Origin of the sequence: Pedobacter sp. CAN_A7 (assembly GCF_015752175.1) — a bacterium.
GTDB lineage: Bacteria > Bacteroidota > Bacteroidia > Sphingobacteriales > Sphingobacteriaceae > Pedobacter.
In genome coordinates, this window is record NZ_JADOUW010000001.1 from 16,755 (window position 1) to 38,825 (window position 22,071).

Sequence of the window (22,071 nt, forward strand, 5' to 3'; positions counted from 1 at the left end):
ATGGTATCATCAAGTAAAACACAAGGACAAATATTCCCAATTATTGGAATGGGCGGCTCAGCAGGTTCATTTCATGCATTTGAGACTTTCTTTTTGCATTTGCCGGTTCCGAGTGGGTTCGCCTATGTTATCATTATGCATTTAGATCCCAGTCAGCATATGGACGTGGCTGGATTATTACAAACGGCAACACCCATGCCAATTGTGGAAGCGGAAGATGGCATGGAGGTGCAGCCAGACCACGTATACGTTATTCCATCTGGGAAGGATATGGGAATCCATAAAGGTCAGTTGTTATTAATGCAAGCCACACGAAAAAGGGGGGCACATATGGCAATTGACTATTTTTTGCAGAGTTTAGCTGAGGACAGGAATAACATGGCTGTGGCGATCATATTCTCTGGCATGGGTTCCGACGGTGAAACCGGCGTCCGGATGATTAAAGAAAAGCTTGGCATGACCATGACCCAAGATCCCGAAAGTGCTGAATATAGCAGTATGCCTTTAGCAGCTATTAAGACAAATATGGTCGATTATGTGCTTCTGCCGCAAAATATGCCTTTGAAATTGATACAATATTTAACTCATCCTGCTATCAATTCTTTAAATGGGGGTTCGTTTGATTCTGAACGTAATCAGGCAACACAATTCCAAAAAATACTAATGATGTTACGGTCGCATACTGGCCACGATTTCAGTCTATATAAAAAAAATACCATTACAAGAAGATTGGAACGGCGTATTGCCTTTCATCAACTTCCTGATTATACTTCTTACGTGAACTATTTGCGTGAAAACCCCGACGAAGTATCCCTTTTATTTAATGAGTTATTGATAGGCGTAACCAAATTTTTTAGGGATTATCAGGCTTTCGATACCTTAAAAACATACCTTCAGCAGTTATTTAAAATCAAAGCTCAGGCAGATCCAATCCGGGTTTGGGTTGCTGGGTGTTCTACAGGGGAAGAGGCCTATTCTATCGCCATTTATGTTCTTGAATACCTGGATAGCCTGCAGATCAAACAAAAACCTAGAGTACAAATTTTTGCCACAGATTTAGATGCAAATGCCATAGAGCATGCTCGTGCAGGCTACTATTTTGGTAATATCGTTTCAGAAGTTTCCACTGCGCGGCTGGAGCGTTTCTTCATCAAAAAAGACGAAGGTTATGTGGTTAAAAAGGAGGTAAGGGAAGTAGTGGTTTTTGCACAGCACAACCTGATTAAAGACGCTCCTTTTACTAAGCTAGATCTGATCTGTTGCCGCAACGTGATGATCTATTTGACCATAGAATTACAGAAGAAGATAATCCCTATATTTCATTATTCGTTGTTAAACAGAGGACTGCTATTTCTCGGCCCAGCTGAATCACTTGGCGTGTATAGTGACGCATTTGTAACCTTAGATGCTAAATGGAAAATATATGAAAAAAAAGAAGGTTCATCAGTGGCCAATAAAATTGCGGACTTTCCATTTGACATTTCCAATCAAACTAAAAATATCAAATTGGAGTTGCAACAAAAACAGAAAAGTCCAATTTCAGAAACTTTTAACAAACTTATATTAGCTAAGTACACCCCGGCATCCTTATTACTTACAGATAAGGGAGAAATTTTATACATCAGCGGACAGGTAGGCAAGTATTTGCAAATCAATTCGGGCGAAGCAGTCATGAATATTCATCGGATGATCAGGGAAGAACTCAAACATGTATTAGGGAATGCGATTTATCAGGCACATGAGCGAAGACAAAACATCTCCGTTAATAAGGTAAAGTTTAATTTGGATTCCAAAATAGAATTAGTAACCATTACGGTCGATTACCTCACCGATATTCATTTACAAGGCCTGCTGTTGGTCACTTTCCAGGATTTGGGCCCTTACAAAAAATTACGGAATACTTCAAAATCTACCGAATACGCTAATGGCGGCGCATTGGATGAATTGGAAAAAGAATTAATTTATACTAAACAGCAATTACATACCACTATTGAGCAGATGGAAACCTCTTTAGCAGAACTAAAATCGACCAATGAAGAGTTACAGAGTACGAATGAAGAGTTGCAAAGTACTAATGAGGAGGCCTTGACTACCAAAGAAGAAATGCAGTCGCTCAATGAGGAGTTAATGACGATTAACCTGCAATACCAGATCAAAGCAGAAGAAAGTACGCAACTCAACAACGACATGAAAAACTTGTTGGACAGCACTGAAATTGGAACAATATTTTTAGATCATCAACTTAATATTTTACGATTTACACCACAGGTATCTAAGTTGTTTAATTTAATACCCACAGATGTGGGGCGGTCGATCATGCATATCGTAACTAATTTTGATTATCCTGACCTGGATAAAAAGATTGCTGAGGTCATTGAGAAATTAAATGGCAGACAAATACAGGTTAAAACAAAAGAAAAAGAGTGGTATAATTTACGAATTATGCCCTATCGTACCATAGATAATTTCATTGGCGGTGCGGTGCTCACATTCACAAAAATTACGTCTAATAAAAAGATGGAGCTTCAGCTGTCGACGTTAAAAAGTTTTGCACAGCAAATTATTGATCAGCGCAGTGAAGGTGTCCTCATTCTGGATCAGGAAAGTAAGATTATGGTTGTTAATCAGCTATTTTTACAAACTTTTCAAATGCAGGAAGTGCAGTTGATCGAACAGTTTTTTACAGACATTTGCCATAAAAAATGGCGTACAAACAAATTTGATAAATTACTGTTAAACAATAAGCCACAAGCGTTTGAAACGCTCATACAACAGGAAACTGCTGGAAAAGGATTAGCCTTGTTTACGGTTCGGATAGAACCATTTTACGCTATCGAGGAGCAAAGTTTTCAAGCCATGATGGTAACATTTAAAGCTCAACATCGTGAAGGATTGGAATGAGTTTGCTAAACGTAGCACAACTTCCTCAATAGGCAAACAGGCTGAAAAAATATTACGCAAATTTGATGCTTCCGCTGATGTTTCTATATCTAGGGATGAGGTAAAGGTGTTGCTTAATGAGCTTCAGGTTTTTCGTCTGGAACTCGAAATGCAGAATGATGAGTTAAAAGTATCCTACCAGTCTTTAGAAGAAGAGCGTGCAAAATTTGTCAGTTTATACGACCTGGCCCCGGTAGGCTATTTCATACTGGATTACTTAGGACATATTACTGATGTAAACCAACGTGGCTTAGACCTGTTAAAAATTTCGAAAAATCAGGTGATCATGAAACGCTTTCAAAGTTTTATTACAACAGATTCCTGGGAAGATTTTTACAGTTTCCTCTACAAAATGCAGAACTCTGATTCCCGACAATCGATCGAGATGAAACTACAATTGGGAAACAATGAGTTTACCTACGCTCGTGTGGAAGGAATTATCGTGCAAAATATAGTTCCTTCCCAGGTAAAGTATTACATCGCCGTAATTGATATTAAGGAAAGCCGTGATGCGCAGATTAATCTTCTGGCCACCAAGGATAGGCTGGAAATGACTTTAAAAGCATCCTCAACTGGCACCTGGACAGTTGATACTTCGAAAGATAAAGTTTATTTTGATGATTATAGTTATGCCATTTTCGGCTTAAAACCATGGGAATTTGATGGGCACCTCAGTTCATTTTATAAATTAGTACACCCTGAAGATCTGGATGAGATTAAAGAAAGCTTAAGAACGCATGGCAAAGAAAAAGAGATTAATGTGGAGTTTAAGGTTTTTACTAAAGCAGGACAATTAAAGCACATCCTATCTCGAGGCCACGAAGTGGATAATGCCAATAAAGATGAAAAATGTTTCGCAGGGATATTGATGGATATTACCGAACGGAAACGTTTAAGTCAGGAGGCAGATGATTTACGTAATGGTCAGCAACGTCTTATTTTATCTGCCACCCTCATGGCACAAGAAAACGAACGCTCGGCTATCAGTAATGCACTTCATGATAGCGTCTGCCAGATTCTATATGGCATCAAATTAAATCTTCAAAACATTCAGCTTAAAAACGACCTTAACAATGCTTTCGTAAACATTAATCAATTGCTTGATCAGGCTATTCAGGAAACACGACAGATTTCTTATGAACTGACCCCATCCGTACTTAAAGATTTTGGCTTTACCGCAGGCATTAAAGAAATGGCCCAACGATTAACGACATCAAGTTTCGAGGTTAAAACTAATATAAAGACTACCGCCGACTTATTGCACCCCAAAGTGCAGTTGTATTTGTTTCGTATTATACAGGAATTGGTTAATAATTCTATTAAACACGCTAATGCCAGTCGGGCAGAAATAAAAGTTCATATTGATCAGCATTTGGTAAAGATTATTGTTTCTGATGATGGTGGAGGTTTTCAGGGTAATCTTGACGACCTGCTGAGAAAAGGATCAGGTTTAAGAGGTATTAAAAACCGTGTTTTCCTTTTAGATGGGGAAATGGACATGAACAGCACGGTAAGTGGAACCAAAATAACCATTGTTTTTAGAAACGATAAGGGCTTATCTGATATTGACAGCATCTAACCAATTATGTATGAAAGCGGAAACAGTAAAAAATATTATCGTGATCGGCGCTTCCGCTGGAGGTATTGCTGCTGTATCCCGTTTGGCTTCCACTTTTAAATCAGATCTGGACGCTGCTATTTTTGTGGTCATCCACTTGTCTCCCTTGTCAAAATCAGATGTAATTTTAAACTTTATCCAAAAGCAAACGTTTCTAAAATGTAAAATAGCTAAAGAAGGGGAAAGGATGGAATTAGGAACTATCTACCTGGCGCCAACAGATTACCACATGATGGTAGAACGGAACTACATACGCGTTAGAAAAGGAGGTTATGAAAACCATTGGAGACCTGCTATAGACGTTTTATTTCGTTCTGCGGCTTTAGCTTACAACTCCTGCGTAACGGGAATTATACTTTCTGGTCTTTTAGATGATGGAACATCGGGTATGCTGGCCATTAAAAGGTGTGGGGGCAAATGCATGGTTCAGAATCCTGATGAAGCTGAATTTCCAGATATGGCTCAAAATGTGCTTCAGCAAGTGGAGGTTGATTACAATGTGTCCATTGATGAAATGATTTATATATTGCTAGACCTGTATGCACAAGGCGCATGTGTGCCAGCACCTGTGCCAGATGACATTAAATTAGAAACGTCAATTGCGCTGCAAATGACCAGCAGTTTTGATGACCTGGTTAAGTTAGGTGATCTTACTCCGTTTACTTGTCCGGATTGTGGTGGTATCCTGGCTAAAATTACGGATGGTAGTTTTATACGTTACCGTTGTTATACTGGGCATGCTTTTACACTAAAGAGTCTGGAATTGAAGCAGATCAAAGCAGTGGAAGAATCGTTATGGGTAGCGATAAGAATTATGGAAGAACGTAAAAATTTGTTAAATAAAATGGCCTCAGGCAGCTCCAGGTCTCAGGAAATCGATATACAAATTGATCGCTTAAAATTGCTCCTGTTGGAAGTAGGTAAAAACACGGAAATTAACTAACCAATATAAAGATGTTGAATGTAATATTAGCTGAGGATCATAATATCGTTCGCAATGGCATTAAGATGCTGTTGGAAATGGATAAGAGTATAAACGTGGTTGGTGAAGCCATGAATGGACTTGAGGCATTAGAGATGGTCCAAAAAGGAATGGTCGTAGACATTGTTCTTGCCGATATCAATATGCCCGAAATTGATGGAATCGCGTTGATTAGTAAAATCAAGTCGATAAATCAGAACATCAAAGTCATGATTTTATCCATGATGGATAATGAAAAATATGTGGCACAGTCCTTTATGGAAGGAGCTTCTGCTTATTTGCTGAAGAGCGTAAGCGCAGATGAGCTGATTTTTTCCATTAAACATGTGGCCAGCGGAAATAAATACCTTTGTACCGAATTATCCATCAGGCAGCTGGATCGTTTAATTCAAAAATCGAACATGGAATACGGCGGCGTAGATATTAGTAAAAACTTCTCCATGAGAGAAATTGATGTATTACACCTTATTGCAGAGGGTCTAACCAATTCTGAAATGTCGGATCGGCTATTTATTAGTAAGCGGACAGTAGAGGGGCACCGCCAAAGCCTGATTGAGAAAACAGGATCACGCAATACTGCAGCTTTGATTAAATATGCCGTTTTAAACGGCATTGTTCAATAAAATCTTTATTAGTATTTCACGCAAGATTATTACGTAATTGTACCTTTTATTATATTAGAAACTTTGTTATATTTACTCATCAGATATGGATGTTAATTTAATATTCATTTAGAGTGCATTTAAACGATATCGCTATGAATAAAGTACTGTTAATAGATGATGATGTAGCTATGCTGGATGTCATGGAATCTACCTTGACCTACTATGGTTATCAGGTAGTCACAAGTACCTATACAGACGACATATTCGCCATGGTGTATGTACATCAACCCGATCTTGTTATTTTAGATTATTTAATTGGCGGCTTAAATGGGGGAGAACTCTGTGCGGCACTCAAGCGAAATCAGGCAACCCGTTCTCTGCCGGTCATTATTATTTCAGCTTACGAGCGAATCATTCAATCTTTAGGGAATTATGGCTGCGACGCCTTTATTTCTAAACCATTTGACATGACTCATTTATTAAACGTCATTCAAAAGACGATCAAAAACTCACCCGTTCCTTATCAAAGCTTAAAAGAATCCTATCCCCGATACCGACAGGAATAGGCGATTAGGCCTTACTAATCACTAAACTATAGCTATACAAAGAAGCGTAAGGGGAAAAGCCCTTACGCTTCTTTTGTTTTAACCAATCCATTAACCAGGCTTTTCCATTGTGGAAAGGATAAACCCAGTTTAGCCGACCAGCCGACCAGGGTATTTCTAATATTATCTGTCAGTTGTTCTGTATTGGTATTTGCTTTTTCATTCCGGCCATGTACTTCCGCATGTACACTTGTTCCTATTCTTTTCACTTGAAAGGTAGAAGTGGCGCTATCTTCAAAAAAGTGCGCTGTATCATCATCTACGTTTAGCGGATTAGAGGCAGGCCTTACCGTGATGGAGGTGACATCCGTATCCAGAGTTGATTCTTCCAAAACAGATTCTACTTTTACCCAGTCGTAACCTTCACCTGTAGATGTGCCCGGCCCAGGGATATCAATCTTTAGGTAATCACCTTCCTGCGCCCACCGTTTTACTTCCTCCCCTGTGCTGTCTGTAAGCATAAAAGTAGAAACAGGCACTTCGCATACTTCATACCATCGGTATACTTCCATTAACTTGTTTTTAGCTATGGCATAATACGCCTTCGCTGCTGCGGTGCTATCAAAATCTGTTTGGGCATAAATATCCATTTTGCTGCCTTCTTGTTGTTCGGGAATATGGCTTTCCATAGGTCTAATTTTAGGTTTTCTGATTAAAGTATTTCAGATAAGGAAAACTGTTTATAATAGATATTGTTTTTTCTTTTTAAGCTCAGCAACATGGAAAATAATAAAGTAAAACAAATACACGACTATGGCCAAAGTATCTGGCTTGATTTTATTGACCGGGAGATTATCAAATCCGGCGCCTTACAACGGTTAATCGACGAGGATGGGGTGCGGGGTGTAACGTCTAATCCTGCAATCTTTGAAAAAGCCATTACCGGAAGTTCAGATTATGATGCGGATATTCAACAGTTATCGGCAGAGCAAGCCGACCTTGAACTACTTTTTTATCAATTAGCCATTGCTGATATTAAAAAGGCCGCTGACTTATTTAAACCATTGTACAACCAAGAAGAAGTGGAAGGTGCCGACGGTTATGTGAGCCTGGAAGTTTCGCCTCGTCTCGCCCTGGATACCCAAAGTACCATTGCACAGGCCCTTCGGTTATGGAAAGAAGTAGATCGTGAAAATGTGATGATTAAAATTCCAGGTACAGAAGAAGGCCTGGAAGCCATCCGTTACTGCATTGAACAGGGAATTAATATTAATGTCACCTTATTATTTGGACTAGATCGTTATCAGGCGGTCACCGAAGCCTATATTTCTGGATTGGAGTCCCGCCATAACCAGGGACTACCGATTAATAATATTGCTTCTGTGGCCAGCTTTTTCCTCAGCCGGATTGATGTGCTCGTTGATCCCATGTTAGATGAAAAAGGTTTAGGCGAATTAAAAGGAGAAGTGGCCATAGCTTCTGCAAAAACCGCATACCAGCTTTATAAAGATATTTTTAGTACGGAGCGCTGGCGTAGGCTGGAAGCTGCAGGTGCTAAACCCCAACGCCTGCTTTGGGCTAGTACCAGTAGCAAAAATCCCGCTTTTAAGGCCACAAAATATGTAGATGCCTTAATTGGTCCGGATACGGTGAATACCGTGCCATTGGAAACCATCGAGGCTTTCCGAAAAGAAGGTACACTGGCAAATACCCTGGAGTTTGACGTGGATAAAGCTACCGACACCCTGCAGCGTATAAAAGCCGCCGGCATTAACCTCGATGATATTACCAGACAACTCGAAGAAGAAGGTATACAAAAATTTATAGCCCCTTATAACAAGTTAATTGATGCGATTGAACAACAAATAAAACGTTTATAAAACCTAGCTTATGGAAAACAAGAATTCAAATCCCCACACTAAATATCCTGTTCCACCATTTCCGCAACAAGACCAGGAAACCCCAGGAACTGAAGAACAATTGATGCCTACCGCTGATCATGGCGAAACTAGCTATAAAGGTTCAGGAAAACTTACTGGTAAAAAAGCAATCATTACTGGTGGCGATTCTGGAATTGGCCGGGCTGTAGCGATAGCTTTTGCCCGTGAAGGGGCCGATGTGCTTATTTCTTACCTTGATGATGTGGAAGATGAGGATGCCAACGATACCGCTAACTATATTCGAGAGGCCGGTCGCAAAGCTGTGCTGGTTAAAGGCGACATTAGTAAGGAGGATCATTGCAAAACCCTGGTAGAAAAAGCAGTGGAAGAATTTGGACAGCTGGATATCCTGGTCAATAATGCAGCCTTTCAAATGGCTAGAGAGACCCTGCAGGACATTCCAGCAGAAGAATGGCGCTACACCTTCGATACCAATATCCATGCTATGTTTTACCTGTGTAAAGCAGCAGAACCACACCTTAAACCGGGAAGCAGTATTATTAACACCACATCAGTTAATGCTTATTCACCATCCGCACAATTATTACCTTATGCGGCTACAAAAGGTGCCATCCAAAACTTTACGGCTAATTTAAGTCAGATTTTATTGGATGCAGGCAAGGGCATCCGGGTAAACTGTGTGGCCCCAGGGCCGATCTGGACACCTTTGATTCCGTCGACCATGCCTGATCCCGAAACTTTCGGCCAGGATACGCCAATGGGGCGACCGGGACAACCTGTTGAAGTGGCACCAGCCTATGTATTCCTGGCTTCCGATGAAGCCAGTTATATAGCCGGCGCTACCATACCCGTAACCGGGGGTAGGGTTACCATATAAACTCCTTAAGTTTTACGCCAGGGGCGCTGTTACAAACAGCTTAAGCTTATTGCAATTTAAAGCATTGTATAAAGCTTAAGAAGGTTTGTAACAGCGCCTTTTTTATGTTTGAGATAGTAGTGCCAGTTCCTTAAACAATTCTGTCTGTTTAGGACTTAATTTATCAGGTATCTGGATTTGAAAGGTCACGTATAGATCACCAAATTCACCCTCTTTTTTATATACAGGGAAACCTTTGCCCTTCAAACGTACTTTAGTGCCATATTGAGTACCCGCTGCCACCTTTAATTTCACCTTACCATTCAAGGTATCCACCGTCGTATCGCCACCCAACACCGCAGTATAAAGGTCAAGGTTAGCCGTCATCATCAAATCACTCTGTACGCGTTTAAAAACGGGATCTTCTCCAATCACCATGGTAATAAATAAATCGCCTGATGGGCCACCTGCCTGACTTGGCGCTCCCTGGCCTTTCAATTTAATGACCTGGCCATGGGCTATGCCTGCCGGAATGGTAATCCTGATCTGTTTACCATTTACCGTTAACGTTCTTTGATGCGAAGAATAGGCTTCCCGTAGACTCAATTTAAGTTCGGCCTGGTAATCCTGCCCTTTAGCTCTGCCATTGCCGCGAGCAGAGCGCCCACCAGAAGGTTTGCCAAAAAGCGATTCAAAGAAATCGGAGAAACCACCACCACCGAAATCAGTTTCCGTTTGGTAGCCTCCACCATATGGGTTTCCGCTGCTATTAAAAGGGCTGCGTCCGGAATATTGCCTGCCTTGAGATTTTCTTTGCTGTTCAAACTGATCGGCCTGTTTCCAGTTCTCGCCGTATTCATCATACTTGCGGCGTTTTTCAGGATCACTCAAGGCCTCATTGGCTTCATTGACCAACTGAAACTGTTTGTTAGCTTCATTGTCGTCAGGATTCACATCAGGATGATACTTCCGGGCAAGCTTTCGATAAGCTTTTTTGATGTCTTCCTGCGAAGCCTTTTTATCAATTCCAAGAATTTTATAATAGTCGATAAATGCCATAGCGTGTTGTTTCTGCCAGTAAATTTAAACAATTGAAATCACAAATTAGTGCACAAAAAAGCCGTCTTAAATCAAAATTTAAGACGGCCAATAAGCTATTTTAGATTATAAATTCACAATCAATTGTGCGCCTAATGGGTGGTCCGTATTGCCAGGATTCACCATCCCTCTTACCAATACAGAGTAGTATTTTCCAGCACCTAAAGTGACATCAGTTAAGGTAGCTTTAACGGCACCAGTGCTTTTTTCTACAACAGTTAAGGTGTAAACCTTAGGCTCCATGGCTACGAAAGCACTAACTGACTTATAAAATTGGTTGGTAATTACCGTAGCACCGCCTTTTACCACCAGGTCTAATGCAGTTGCATCAGGAGATAGGTTTACTAAACGTATTGCACCCTGCGTAGTTACACCAGAGATTTCATCTTTAACTAAAATACCTTCCAGTTTATCGGCCTGGCCAGCTAGAAAATAAGTATATACGCCACTAGAACTTAAAGTAATGCTTTTGGATAATAAACTTTCAGTGGTACTTGCCGAAGTGAATTTTGAGGCATAAGTAGCCGATTTCACCTGTACATAGGGAACGGTACCGCCCAATGGTAATGCTGCCGTGTTCATTTTTACATCGTCCATGTAGTAATTATAGGTAGCCAGACTTGGCGAAGCATTTACGACACTAATGAAACTGGTCCCACTATCAGGTGTAGTCGTATCTGTATCATCATCTTTTTTACAAGACGAAAATGCCAATGTAAAAAGCAGACCAAAAGAAAGAATTGTGTTCGTAGAAAATTTCATCATAAATTGTTTTAATATGTAATTCAAATATCGCCCTAATCTAGGTAAATCACTGTTAAAAAATGTTAAAAACAAAAAAGCGGCCATTATGATGAATAAAGGCCGCTCTTTGAGTTACAAATATTTGTTAAGCTTGTAGATCCTCCATGATATGGTGGATTTTTTTTCCAAGTAATTCATTTACCTCATGGAAAGCCGCTTTATCCACTAAAGGAGTATTTACACTGCAGTAAAACTTAATCTTAGGTTCTGTACCCGACGGACGTGCAGAAATAATGCTGCCATCAATGGTTACAAATTGTAAAACATCTGATTTAGGGAGTTCCAGAGCCTTGGTTGTTCCGGTTGTCAGGTCAGTCTCCATACCCAATTCGTAATCTTTCAACGTAATTACTTTAGCACCACCCAATTGCGCAGGTGGGTTACTTCTAAACTGCTCCATCATCGCTTTAATCTCTTCAGCACCAGTTTTACCTTTTTTAGTTAAGGAAACTAATTCTTCTTTATACAAACCGTAGGTAGCATACATTTCAATTAAAGCGTCATATAAACTGCTGCCTTTATCTTTATAATAGGCCGTCATTTCTGCTATAAAAGCACATGCAATAACCGCATCTTTATCTCTCACCAATTCGCCAACAGAATAACCATAACTTTCTTCACCACCCACAATAAAGGTTTTATCGCCTTGCAATTGCGTAATTAACTGGCCAATCCACTTAAATCCTGTTAAGGTATTGTAGCAGGTTACGTTTTTAGCTTTTGCTATGGCTTCAATTAAATTAGTGGTTACAATGGTCTTTACAATGTATTGGTTACCATCTAGTTTTCCTTTTTCTTCCCAGGCGGTTAACAAATAGTGGATCAACAAAGCACCAGTTTGATTACCATTAAGCAATTCAAAGTCACCTTGTTTATTTTTAACAGCTATACCCACGCGATCCGCGTCAGGATCAGTGGCTAATACTAAATCAGCATCAATTTCTGTCGCTTTTTTCAAGGCCAGGGTCATCGCTTCTTTTTCTTCGGGGTTTGGATAAACCACCGTTGGGAAATTACCATCTGGTGTGCTTTGTTCTTCTACCAGGGTCAGGTTGGTGAAACCAAACTGTGCCAATGCCTGAGGAACCAGGGTAATTCCTGTTCCGTGAATAGGAGAGAAGACGATCTTTAAGTCTTTCTGACGTGCAATAGCCTCCGGAGAAACGGAAAGTTTAGTAATCTCGTCTAAATATAATTTATCAATTTCCTCACCGATGGACTCGATCAGGGCTTCATTACGTTCAAATTTAACCTCATCAATGCTGCTGATAGCGGCTACCTCATTCATCACTTCAGTATCATCGGGCGCCGTAAATTGTCCGCCATTGGCGTCATATGCTTTGTAGCCGTTATACTCTTTTGGGTTATGCGATGCGGTAAGCATCACCCCACTTTTACAACCCAGGTGCCTGATGGCAAAAGATAATTCAGGTGTAGGGCGTAAAGCGCTGAAGAAATAGACACGGATACCGTTTGCAGAGAAAACATCTGCAGTAGTTTTAGCAAAAAGATCAGAGTTATTACGACTGTCGTGCGCAATGGCTACTGAAATCTCTTCACCCGGGTATTTCTTTAATAAGTAATTACTTAAGCCTTGTGTAGCTGTCCCAATGGTGTATTTATTAATCCGGTTAGAACCTGCGCCCATGATCCCTCTCAACCCACCAGTACCAAATTCCAGATTCCTGTAAAAAGCATCTGTAAGTGAAGTATAGGCCTCCTCGTTAACTAATTTTTGGATTTCTTCTTTTGTTTGCTGGTCGTAATTGCCATTTAACCACTGGTTGATGGTGTCTAAAGTTGAAGGTTCTAATTGCATATGAGCTAAATATCTTTTTAAAGTTTTTATGTAAACAATGTAATTTACCTCCTGTTTCGTGAAATACGATGAAATTTTAATTATTTTCACCGCGAGAACGGGAGCGTTGGCCCAAAAATATGAATTAAACCTACATATTAATGGGCTACATTTCTAAATAGCATAATTTAAACGACAAAAACAATTAAACAAATGAAGATATTAAAGTTTGGCGGAACTTCTGTCGGAAGCCCTGAGCGGATGACCAAATTGCTGGATATTATTAATCCTGCAGAAGAACAAATTGTGGTATTATCGGCCGTGTCTGGTACTACCAATAGTTTAGTAGAAATTTCTGGCAAGCTTTTAAAGGAAGATAAGGAATCGGCGTTAACTTTAATTAACGCCCTGCACCAACAATACAATACCTTTATCGAAGAGCTGTTGCCATCGACAGAATACCGTGAACAAGGACAGGAAGTTGTGGATTACCACTTGAACTTTATTGCCACCTTAGTGAACGATATTTTCACACCCATTGAGGAACGTGTGGTATTGGCACAAGGCGAATTGTTATCAACCACTTTATACCATATTTATTTAAAATCCATCAATGTGCCTTCCGTATTATTACCGGCCCTTGATTTCATGAAGATCGATGAGGATAACGAACCTGATGTTCCTTTCATTACCCATCACCTTAAACCATTATTAGCACAACATGCGGGTAACAAGTTGTTCATTACCCAGGGATTTATCTGCCGCAACAGCTTTGGTGAAGTAGATAACCTGCGCAGGGGAGGTAGTGATTATACGGCCTCGTTAATTGGTGCAGCCATTACGGCCGAAGAAGTACAAATCTGGACCGACATTGACGGAATGCATAACAATGATCCTAGAATTGTAAAAGGTACCAAACCAATTTCTCACTTGTCATTTGATGAAGCAGCAGAGTTGGCTTATTTCGGAGCAAAAATCTTACATCCGCAGTCGGTATTCCCGGCACAGAAATATAAAATTCCGGTCCGTTTATTAAATACCATGGAGCCAAAGGCCATGGGTACTTTAATATCCACAGAAAGTGAGAAAGGTAAAATCAAGTCTATCGCTGCCAAAGATGGCATTACTGCCATTAAGATCCATTCGAGCAGAATGCTGTTGGCCTATGGTTTCTTAAGGCGTGTATTTGAAATCTTCGAGCGTTATAAAACACCAATCGATATGATTACCACTTCTGAAGTGGCAGTGTCGGTAACAATTGATTATACAGTTAACCTGGACAAAATTGTGGAAGAGTTACATGCTTTCGGAAGTGTGGAAATTGATACAGACCAAAGTATAGTTTGTGTAGTAGGTGATTTTAATGCTGAAATACATGGTTTTGCTTATCGGGTTTTAGATGCCGTAAAACACCTTCCTATCCGCATGATTTCTTACGGAGGCAGTAATTACAACATCTCCCTGCTCATCAATTCGAAAGACAAGGTAGAAGCTTTAAGAAGTTTACATAACCGCATATTTGAATAGCAAGGCTGTTGCCTACTTTTTTCTCATGTAAAGAAGAATAGCAATAACGATAAATACGAGTACAACAAAGAAGCGGTTTCTTCTATTGTACTCTTTTCTGTTGATCTTGTTCCGATGTAAATCGAAACGATTGCCGGCAAAAATCAACAGTAATCCGATTAAAACAAATATTATAAGATATTTAAACATTATGTTTTCTAATAAAGATTTAGGCCGCTTTGAGCAGCTAGAAACGCCTTTTTACTATTACGACCTTGCCTTGTTGCAAAATACACTAGCTGCCTGCGCCTCTGCAGCAAAGGTGTATAATTTTCATGTTCATTATGCCATGAAAGCTAACTTTAATCAGCGTGTACTGGAAAAAATTAAAGCCACAGGTTTTGGTGCCGACTGTGTAAGTGGTGGCGAAGTGAATAAAGCCATTGAACTTGGCTTTGATAAAAACCAGGTGGTGTTTGCAGGGGTCGGTAAATCGGATAAAGAAATTAAGGATGCGCTGGACCATGATATTTTCTGCTTCAACGTGGAGTCGATCCAGGAACTAGGTGTCATTAATGATTTGGCAGCCCATAAGGGTAAAAAGGCAAAAGTGGCCATCCGTATTAACCCGAATGTAGATGCGCATACGCACCACAACATCACCACAGGGTTAGATGAAAATAAGTTCGGAATCAATTCCTGGGATTTAACGGATTGCGCAGAGATGTTAAAGCAGTGTGATCACCTGGAATTCATTGGTATACACTTCCACATCGGATCACAAATTACCAACCTGGATGTGTATAAAAACCTGTGTGTACGCGTAAATGAATTCGCTACCTGGTTTGAGGACCGTGGTTTTATGATCAAAGTGTTAAATGTTGGCGGTGGCCTTGGTATTGATTACCATCACCCTGATCAGCAAATCCCTGACTTCACAGCTTACTTCAACATCTTCCATGAGTTTTTACAGGTGCGTCCTAACCAGGAAGTTCATTTTGAACTGGGCAGAGCGCTTGTAGGGCAATGCTCGTCGTTGATTAGCTCGGTGCTGTATGTGAAAAATGGTAAGAAAAAGAACTTTATTATTCTGGATGCGGGAATGACGGAGCTGATGCGTCCGGCTTTGTATCAGGCGTATCATAAAATCGACAATATAAGTAAGGATAGCGTATATAATACAGATTTCGTAGATAAAGACGTGAAGTATGACGTGGTAGGACCTATTTGCGAGAGCACGGATTGTTTTGGGAAGGAAGTGGAATTGCAGAAGACGCATAGGGGGGATTTGATTGCGATAAGGAGTACGGGGGCGTATGGCGAAGTCATGGCGTCGCGGTACAATTTGCGCGAAGCGGTTAATGTTGTTTTTAGCGAGGGCCAGTAAGGAAAAACACACGTCCTGTTTTCATCCTCGTTCTCGAAGGGGAGAACGTATGTCTTCAAACAGGACGTGTATTTTTCTTTGTGCAGGGGACTCGGGAAAAGCAGCATGAATCCTAGTTCGGGAAAATTGTAGATTATGCTATCCGTGGTTAGGGGCGGAGAAGTTTAAAGTAGCACAGGTCAATTTTAGCTAGCACAAGCAGATTTAAGTTAGCTAGCACAAACAGAGATTTTAAGTTAGCTAGCGACAACAGATTTTAAAAGTGGTAGCAGATCGTACAGGCGTACTTAAATAGTACAAGCCATTTTCAAAATAGCTAGCACAGGATACAGGGACAGTGTTGAAAGTGGCCTGTCAACACTGTAAACAAAAAGAGCCCAGATTCTTACGAATTGGGCTCTTTTTGTTTGTTAAAGGATTTATTTGTTTTTTGAGGTCACTAATACTACAATTCCTGCGACTAGAATGATTCCACCAGCGTAGGGCGACCAGTTTACAGATTTTTCACGATCTGCAGAGATCTGGATGGGGCCGGCATCCACAATTTTTTCTTTCTTAGTGTACGTAAAGCCTGTCCAGATTAACAGGACGGCGCCAATGGCGATTAGAATAAGTCCTACGGTTTTGTTCATATCAGTGTTTATTAGGTGAATGTTCACATTTTTTAAAGGGCACCCAATGTTAGGTTATTCCTCTTCGAAGAAATCCTGTAAACCTCCAAAATAGTGCTCATCTAGTCCTGCTGTAAATTCCTCATAGTCCTCGTCTGGGATATTGGTTTGGACGAATTCCAGGGAAGTTCCTTTTTTATCGGCATGCAATTTAATGGTCACAATGGAAGGTTCTGTGTCTTCTCCGAAGTACCATTGCTGTACAATTTTTTTGCCAAAGTCGAATTCCAGGTTTTTACCTACAATGTCACCGTCCCAGAAAGAGAATTCTGTGCCGGGTTCATCAATAAATTGTACTTCAGCGCCTGTCCACAGTTGTATGCTCATTTCTTTGGTCATCGCCAGGTACACTTCTTCTGGTGGGGCCGGGAAGGCGTAATATTTTTTAAATGTCTTCATTTTAGATCCTTTTGTTCCTATATACAGTCTGTTTTCCGTAAAAGGTTAATTTATTACAGCTTATTTTTACTACTGATGGTTTGTATTACAACAGTTTATTAATACTACAAAGTTTGTTCTTACTACAGTTTATTATAATTACTCGAGGTTGCTTTAACTACAGCTTATTATCACTACTAAAGCTAAATTCCGACTACTTTATGATCGCTGCAATTTTCTTATTTAAAAGCGTTTATGCCAGTTACATCCATACCAGTGATGAGTAAATGCACATCATGAGTACCCTCGTAAGTCACCACGGACTCCAGGTTCATCATGTGGCGCATAATGGAATATTCTCCAGTGATGCCCATGCCACCTAACATTTGTCGCGCGTTGCGGGCAATGTCGAGGGCAATTTCCACGCTGTTTCTTTTGGCCATGGAAATCTGTTCGGCAGTGGCGCGGTTTTCCGATTTTAATACGCCCAATCGCCAGACCATCAGTTGGGCTTTGGTAATTTCGGTCACCATTTCCGCAAGTTTCTTTTGCTGCAGCTGGAAACCACCAATGGGTTTGCCAAATTGAATCCGCTCTTTAGAGTAACGCAGGGCAGTATCATAACAATCCATTGCTGCCCCTAAAGCACCCCAGGCAATGCCATAACGCGCCTGGTTCAGGCAGCCTAAGGGACCTTTTAAGCCCCTGATTTCAGGGAATACGTTGGCTTTTGGCACCTTGACATTGTCAAATACCAGTTCGCCTGTAGCTGAAGCCCTCAAACTCCATTTATTATGGGTTTCCGGAGTGGAAAAACCCTCCATGCCGCGTTCTACCACTAAACCACGAATTTTACCGGTCTCATCCTTTGCCCAAACCACTGCGATATCAGCGAAGGGGGCATTGGAAATCCACATTTTGGCACCATTTAATAGGTAATGATCACCATCTTCTTTAATATTAGTCACCATGCTGCTTGGATCAGAGCCATGGTCAGGTTCCGTTAGGCCGAAACAACCCATGAGTTCGCCGGTAGCCAGCTTAGGCAAGTATTTCTCCCGTTGTTCTTCAGTGCCATAAGTGAATATCGGATACATCACCAAAGAGCCCTGTACCGAGGCGGTAGAGCGGATGCCTGAATCACCACGTTCCAATTCTTGCATGAGGATACCGTAAGCAATGTAATCTAAACCAGCACCGCCATAAGCAGCAGGAATCGTAGGACCAAAAGCACCTATTTCTCCCAAACCTTTGATCAGGTGTGATGGGAAGGCCGCCCTTTGGGCAAAATCTTCAATTATCGGACTTACCTCTTTTTTCACCCAGTCGCGAGCCGCAGAACGGATCAGGCGGTGTTCTTCAGATAATAATTCATCCAAAAGGTAGTAATCAGGCGCTTCGTAAAGGTCTTTTTTTCCAGATTTGCTCATTGCTTTTTATTTGGTTTACTTTGGTCGTATATAGGTTTTGGGTCAAAATCATTACTGTATTACCAGTCAGCATTACTATTTTACCAATCGCTTGTGGTCATGTTTGTTCAATCATTTAGATATAAACTCATTGATAGGTATTGGTCAATATCATTTCTTTATTATCAGTCACCATAACTGTTTAACCAGTCGCTTGTGGTTAATAGATGCTTAATCATCAACATTAAACCTGATTATTAACTGTTTAACCAGTCACTCGTGGTTATGTTTGTGTTCAATTATCACAACTCAACCTAATTGATTATTATTTTACCAACCGTTCTTGTGGCCATGCTTGTATACAATCATCACCATTCAACCAATTTGATGACATTTTAAACCGATCAGGTGAAGTTATAAAATCAAATTTCACACAACATGCAACAGGTCGTTTTAATCAACATTAGTCAAGCCAGCATAAGCCTTTTCAAATAAACACCAATTTAAAATTTAATTAGGTTGAATTGTAACGTTTGTTACGATCAAAGTTAATAATTTAGCGTGATGGGCCGCAAAAACCCTTCAAAAATATAAATTTGCAGAAAGAATCAGGGAAATGTTAATTCAAACCGTCGCACTTAAAGATGTTAAATTCTTCGCCTTACATGGTTACTATCCTGAGGAACAGGTAGCAGGTAATCATTTTATGGTGAGTATTTGTGTTACCTTTCTGCCATCCGAGGATACAGAAGCCTTACAACATACCGTTAATTATGAGGTATTGAATCACATCATGCAGGAAGAAATGCAGCGTACACAGAAACTGCTGGAAACTGTAGTCAAAAATATGCTAAATAGCACCCTGAGCAACTTCCCATTTCTGCTTACTGCAGAAGTAGGCATTAAAAAGCTTAACCCATGTATGGGCGGTGAAGTAGGCCATTCTTTTGTGCAATTACATTATACAGCGCCTATACAAAGTGCATCTTATTTCACGTCGTTCTAAAATTAAATAATACAGCGCACAGCATTGACGCTTATCAAAGCTTAGACCGAAAACATAGAATTCTAATATTAATAAATTTAAAATGCTAAAACGGAAGCTTGTAACTAGCTCAGATCAAAAACATGAAGATGCTAAATTTAAAACCGGCAACCAATAAGATCAAAATGCTTACAAAGACTAGGTTTCAATGGGAAGCATCATCATCATCTAAAATTATAAATTAAAACTACATAGATCAAAGACTTAGTAAATCAAATGCTTACTAAGATCAACATATTTACAAAGACCAAATTTTACACTAGCTAACATCATAACGATTACCAAAACATGCCTTATACTAAAATTACTTCAGCCTTGCTGGCACAAATTGAGGATGCTGTAGGTTCTTCCAACGTTTTTATTGACGATGAATCTCTGGCTAACTACGCCCATGATGAGACTGAAGATTTAATGTACTACCCCGAAGTGGTGGTTAAACCCTTAGAGACTGCGGCAATTTCTGCCTTATTAAAGCTATGCTCAGAAAACCATATCCCTGTAACCCCAAGAGGCGGCGGTACAGGTTTAAGTGGAGCAGCTTTACCAGTATTTGGGGGCGTATTACTGTCTATGGAGAAGTTTAAAGCCATTATTGACATCGACACAGAAAACCTGCAGGCCACGGTAGAACCAGGTGTAATCACCGAAGAATTTATTAATGCGGTAGGCGAACGCGGTTTATTGTACCCTGTAGATCCTTCCAGTAAAGGTTCCTGTTTTATTGGTGGCAATGTGGCCCATTGCTCCGGTGGCCCAAGGGTAGTTAAATATGGTACCATTCGCGAATATATTCTAAATTTAGAAGTGGTGTTGCCAACTGGCGAAGTGATCTGGACCGGTGCCAATACCTTAAAATATTCCTCAGGTTATAATTTAACCCAACTGATGATCGGTTCGGAAGGTACATTGGGGGTGGTTACAAAAATTGTAACCAAACTGATCCCAAAACCATCACAAAGTGTATTGATGCTAGCTTCCTTTTCAGAAAATGAAGCAGCCTGTGCAGCTGTTTCCGCTATTTTCAGGGCAGGGGTAACCCCATCTGCCTTAGAATTTATGGAGCGCAAAGGTGTAGCCTGGGTAATTGAACATGATGACATCAGGTTCGACCTCAAGGATGGTGTAAATGCCTTCCTGATGATTGAATTTGATGGCGATGATATGGATGTTATTTTTAACGACTGTGAAAAAACCAATGTTGTTTTAGAGCAATTCGGCTGTACTGATGTTTTATTAGCCGATACTGCCGGTCAGAAAGAAGAGCTTTGGCGCATGCGCAGAACCATGGCCGAATCAGTGAAATCCAACTCTGTTTATAAAGAAGAAGATACAGTGGTCCCAAGGGCAGCATTGCCTAAACTGATCAATGGCATCAAAGAAATAGGGGCGAGGTATGGTTTCGATAGCGTATGTTATGGCCATGCGGGCGATGGCAACCTGCATATCAATATTATCAAAGCAGGCATGAGCGATGAGGACTGGAAAAACAGACTGAAAGACGGCATTGTCGAGATTTTTGAACTCACCGCTGCCCTGGGCGGTACCATCTCCGGAGAACACGGCATCGGATTAGTGCAAAAAGACTTTATGTCGATTAAATATAGCGAGGTTAACCTAAATTTAATGCGCAGCATCAAAAAGGTATTTGATCCGGCTTGCATTTTAAACCCAGGCAAAATCTTCAACCTATAAAGACTTTTTATAAAACTGATATTAAACAGCAAAGCAGCCCTAGGGATCTCCAGCTTTGCTGTTTTTTTATTGATTTATAGGCGAAATAACAGGAATTCTGTCACCTGAAAAATGGACAGCACTTCAGTGCCCCTGGAAAAATTGTCAGTGTACTGATGATCTCTATTTAATTTGTTGTGATCAGGTAACCAGTTGTCATCTGTACCAAGTTGTATTCAGGTAACCAGTTGAACTCAGTAATTCTGTTATGATCAGAAAATCGAATGCTAATTAACTGGATATTTGTTCCCTGCCCAGAAGCTGTTCAAAAGCAATCATTTTGCTGCGTTCTGTATCGGGGATTCTCGTAGGAGTTTTGGTGGTATAATCAAAAGCCACACAAACCGTTTTGCCTTTACTGCAAACCACTTCCTGGTCACCCACTTTTTTCACAATCAGGTATTCCAGGTCGAAACTCGTGCTACCAATCCGGGAAGTGCGTACATAAATAATAATCTTATCTTCTAAAAAAATGGGGGCCATGTAGTCAAGGGAGGCCTTGGCAATGACAACGCCTGTTTTTTTCCAATCCCAATTTATAGCGTGGTGCCAGTATTTGGTGCGGGCTACTTCCAGGTAAGTAAAATACACTGAATTATTAGCATGACCCATCATATCGAAATCTATAAAACGGGTGTCAACGGAGGTTTTATACTTAAAACTGTCTAAAGGGATGATGACATCTGCCCTTTTGTCTGGTTGTTTTGTAATTGTACGCCAAAATGTCTTAAAATTCATAGAATATGGGCTTGGTATAAGAGTTGAATAAGCTGAATCAAATAAGCAATTAAAATATT

19 protein-coding genes are annotated in these 22,071 nt (G+C 40.4%); 11 read left to right on the plus strand and 8 right to left on the minus strand.

The window, feature by feature from the left end; translation table 11 throughout:
* From IWX76_RS00080 to IWX76_RS00100, 5 genes are all read left to right on the plus strand, one after another.
* A complete protein-coding gene (locus tag IWX76_RS00080; protein ID WP_196857819.1) occupies window positions 1-2,901 on the plus strand; it encodes a CheR family methyltransferase in 2,901 nt (966 codons plus the stop codon).
* Complete coding sequence (locus IWX76_RS00085; RefSeq protein ID WP_196857820.1) at window positions 2,885-4,519, plus strand: PAS domain-containing sensor histidine kinase; 1,635 nt, start codon at window positions 2,885-2,887, stop codon at window positions 4,517-4,519. The genes IWX76_RS00080 and IWX76_RS00085 overlap by 17 nt, the downstream gene beginning before the upstream one ends.
* Window positions 4,520-4,529: 10 nt before the next feature.
* Window positions 4,530-5,501 carry a chemotaxis protein CheB gene (locus IWX76_RS00090; RefSeq protein ID WP_196857821.1) on the plus strand — a complete coding sequence of 324 codons (972 nt, stop codon included), beginning with the start codon at window positions 4,530-4,532 and terminating at the stop codon, window positions 5,499-5,501.
* Between the two features lie 11 nt (window positions 5,502-5,512).
* Complete coding sequence (locus IWX76_RS00095; RefSeq protein ID WP_196857822.1) at window positions 5,513-6,163, plus strand: response regulator; 651 nt, start codon at window positions 5,513-5,515, stop codon at window positions 6,161-6,163.
* A 134-nt stretch (window positions 6,164-6,297) separates the two neighbouring features.
* Window positions 6,298-6,711, plus strand: a complete 414-nt coding sequence (locus tag IWX76_RS00100; RefSeq protein ID WP_196857823.1) for a response regulator — start codon at window positions 6,298-6,300, stop codon at window positions 6,709-6,711.
* Between the two features lie 62 nt (window positions 6,712-6,773).
* Here the strand turns inward: IWX76_RS00100 and IWX76_RS00105 are convergent, their stop codons facing one another.
* The gene (locus IWX76_RS00105; protein ID WP_196857824.1) at window positions 6,774-7,379 is read right to left on the minus strand and encodes a hypothetical protein; all 606 of its coding nucleotides are present in this window, start codon (window positions 7,377-7,379) and stop codon (window positions 6,774-6,776) included.
* 90 nt (window positions 7,380-7,469) lie between these two features.
* Between IWX76_RS00105 and tal the strand changes: the two genes are divergently transcribed.
* Complete coding sequence (gene tal, locus IWX76_RS00110; RefSeq protein ID WP_196857825.1) at window positions 7,470-8,570, plus strand: transaldolase; 1,101 nt, start codon at window positions 7,470-7,472, stop codon at window positions 8,568-8,570.
* 10 nt (window positions 8,571-8,580) lie between these two features.
* The gene (locus IWX76_RS00115; RefSeq protein ID WP_196857826.1) at window positions 8,581-9,468 is read left to right on the plus strand and encodes an SDR family oxidoreductase; all 888 of its coding nucleotides are present in this window, start codon (window positions 8,581-8,583) and stop codon (window positions 9,466-9,468) included.
* Window positions 9,469-9,570: 102 nt separating this feature from the next.
* Here the strand turns inward: IWX76_RS00115 and IWX76_RS00120 are convergent, their stop codons facing one another.
* The 3 genes from IWX76_RS00120 to IWX76_RS00130 all read right to left on the minus strand — a co-directional run bounded on the left by IWX76_RS00120 (window position 9,571) and on the right by IWX76_RS00130 (window position 13,168).
* Complete coding sequence (locus tag IWX76_RS00120; protein ID WP_196857827.1) at window positions 9,571-10,506, minus strand: DnaJ C-terminal domain-containing protein; 936 nt, start codon at window positions 10,504-10,506, stop codon at window positions 9,571-9,573.
* A gap of 105 nt (window positions 10,507-10,611) precedes the next feature.
* Entirely contained in the window at window positions 10,612-11,310 is a 699-nt protein-coding gene (locus IWX76_RS00125; RefSeq protein WP_196857828.1) for a DUF4397 domain-containing protein, read from the minus strand.
* Between the two features lie 124 nt (window positions 11,311-11,434).
* A complete protein-coding gene (locus IWX76_RS00130) occupies window positions 11,435-13,168 on the minus strand; it encodes a phospho-sugar mutase (RefSeq protein WP_196857829.1) in 1,734 nt (577 codons plus the stop codon).
* A 192-nt stretch (window positions 13,169-13,360) separates the two neighbouring features.
* On the opposite strand from IWX76_RS00130, the gene IWX76_RS00135 reads away from it, so the two are divergent.
* Window positions 13,361-14,674: an aspartate kinase gene (locus IWX76_RS00135; RefSeq protein ID WP_196857830.1), complete on the plus strand. Its 1,314-nt coding sequence runs from the start codon at window positions 13,361-13,363 to the stop codon at window positions 14,672-14,674.
* Between the two features lie 190 nt (window positions 14,675-14,864).
* On the plus strand, window positions 14,865-16,040 hold the full coding sequence (gene lysA / locus IWX76_RS00140) for a diaminopimelate decarboxylase (protein WP_196857831.1): 1,176 nt from the start codon (window positions 14,865-14,867) through the stop codon (window positions 16,038-16,040).
* Between the two features lie 419 nt (window positions 16,041-16,459).
* On the opposite strand, the gene IWX76_RS00145 is transcribed toward lysA, so the two are convergent.
* The 3 genes from IWX76_RS00145 to IWX76_RS00155 all read right to left on the minus strand — a co-directional run bounded on the left by IWX76_RS00145 (window position 16,460) and on the right by IWX76_RS00155 (window position 18,519).
* Window positions 16,460-16,672 carry a hypothetical protein gene (locus IWX76_RS00145; protein WP_196857832.1) on the minus strand — a complete coding sequence of 71 codons (213 nt, stop codon included), beginning with the start codon at window positions 16,670-16,672 and terminating at the stop codon, window positions 16,460-16,462.
* Window positions 16,673-16,726: 54 nt separating this feature from the next.
* Window positions 16,727-17,110 (minus strand): SRPBCC domain-containing protein, encoded by a 384-nt coding sequence (locus tag IWX76_RS00150; protein WP_196857833.1) that lies wholly within the window; start codon window positions 17,108-17,110, stop codon window positions 16,727-16,729.
* A gap of 218 nt (window positions 17,111-17,328) precedes the next feature.
* Window positions 17,329-18,519, minus strand: coding sequence for an acyl-CoA dehydrogenase family protein (locus IWX76_RS00155; protein ID WP_196857834.1), 1,191 nt, complete (start codon window positions 18,517-18,519; stop codon window positions 17,329-17,331).
* Window positions 18,520-19,114: 595 nt separating this feature from the next.
* Here IWX76_RS00155 and IWX76_RS00160 point away from each other — a divergent pair.
* Both IWX76_RS00160 and IWX76_RS00165 read left to right on the plus strand, forming a co-directional pair.
* A complete protein-coding gene (locus tag IWX76_RS00160; RefSeq protein WP_196857835.1) occupies window positions 19,115-19,504 on the plus strand; it encodes a dihydroneopterin aldolase in 390 nt (129 codons plus the stop codon).
* 327 nt (window positions 19,505-19,831) lie between these two features.
* A complete protein-coding gene (locus IWX76_RS00165) occupies window positions 19,832-21,235 on the plus strand; it encodes an FAD-binding oxidoreductase (protein WP_196857836.1) in 1,404 nt (467 codons plus the stop codon).
* Between the two features lie 270 nt (window positions 21,236-21,505).
* Here IWX76_RS00165 and IWX76_RS00170 read toward each other — a convergent pair whose 3' ends face one another.
* Entirely contained in the window at window positions 21,506-22,012 is a 507-nt protein-coding gene (locus IWX76_RS00170; protein WP_196857837.1) for an acyl-CoA thioesterase, read from the minus strand.
* Between the last annotated feature and the right edge of the window lie 59 nt (window positions 22,013-22,071).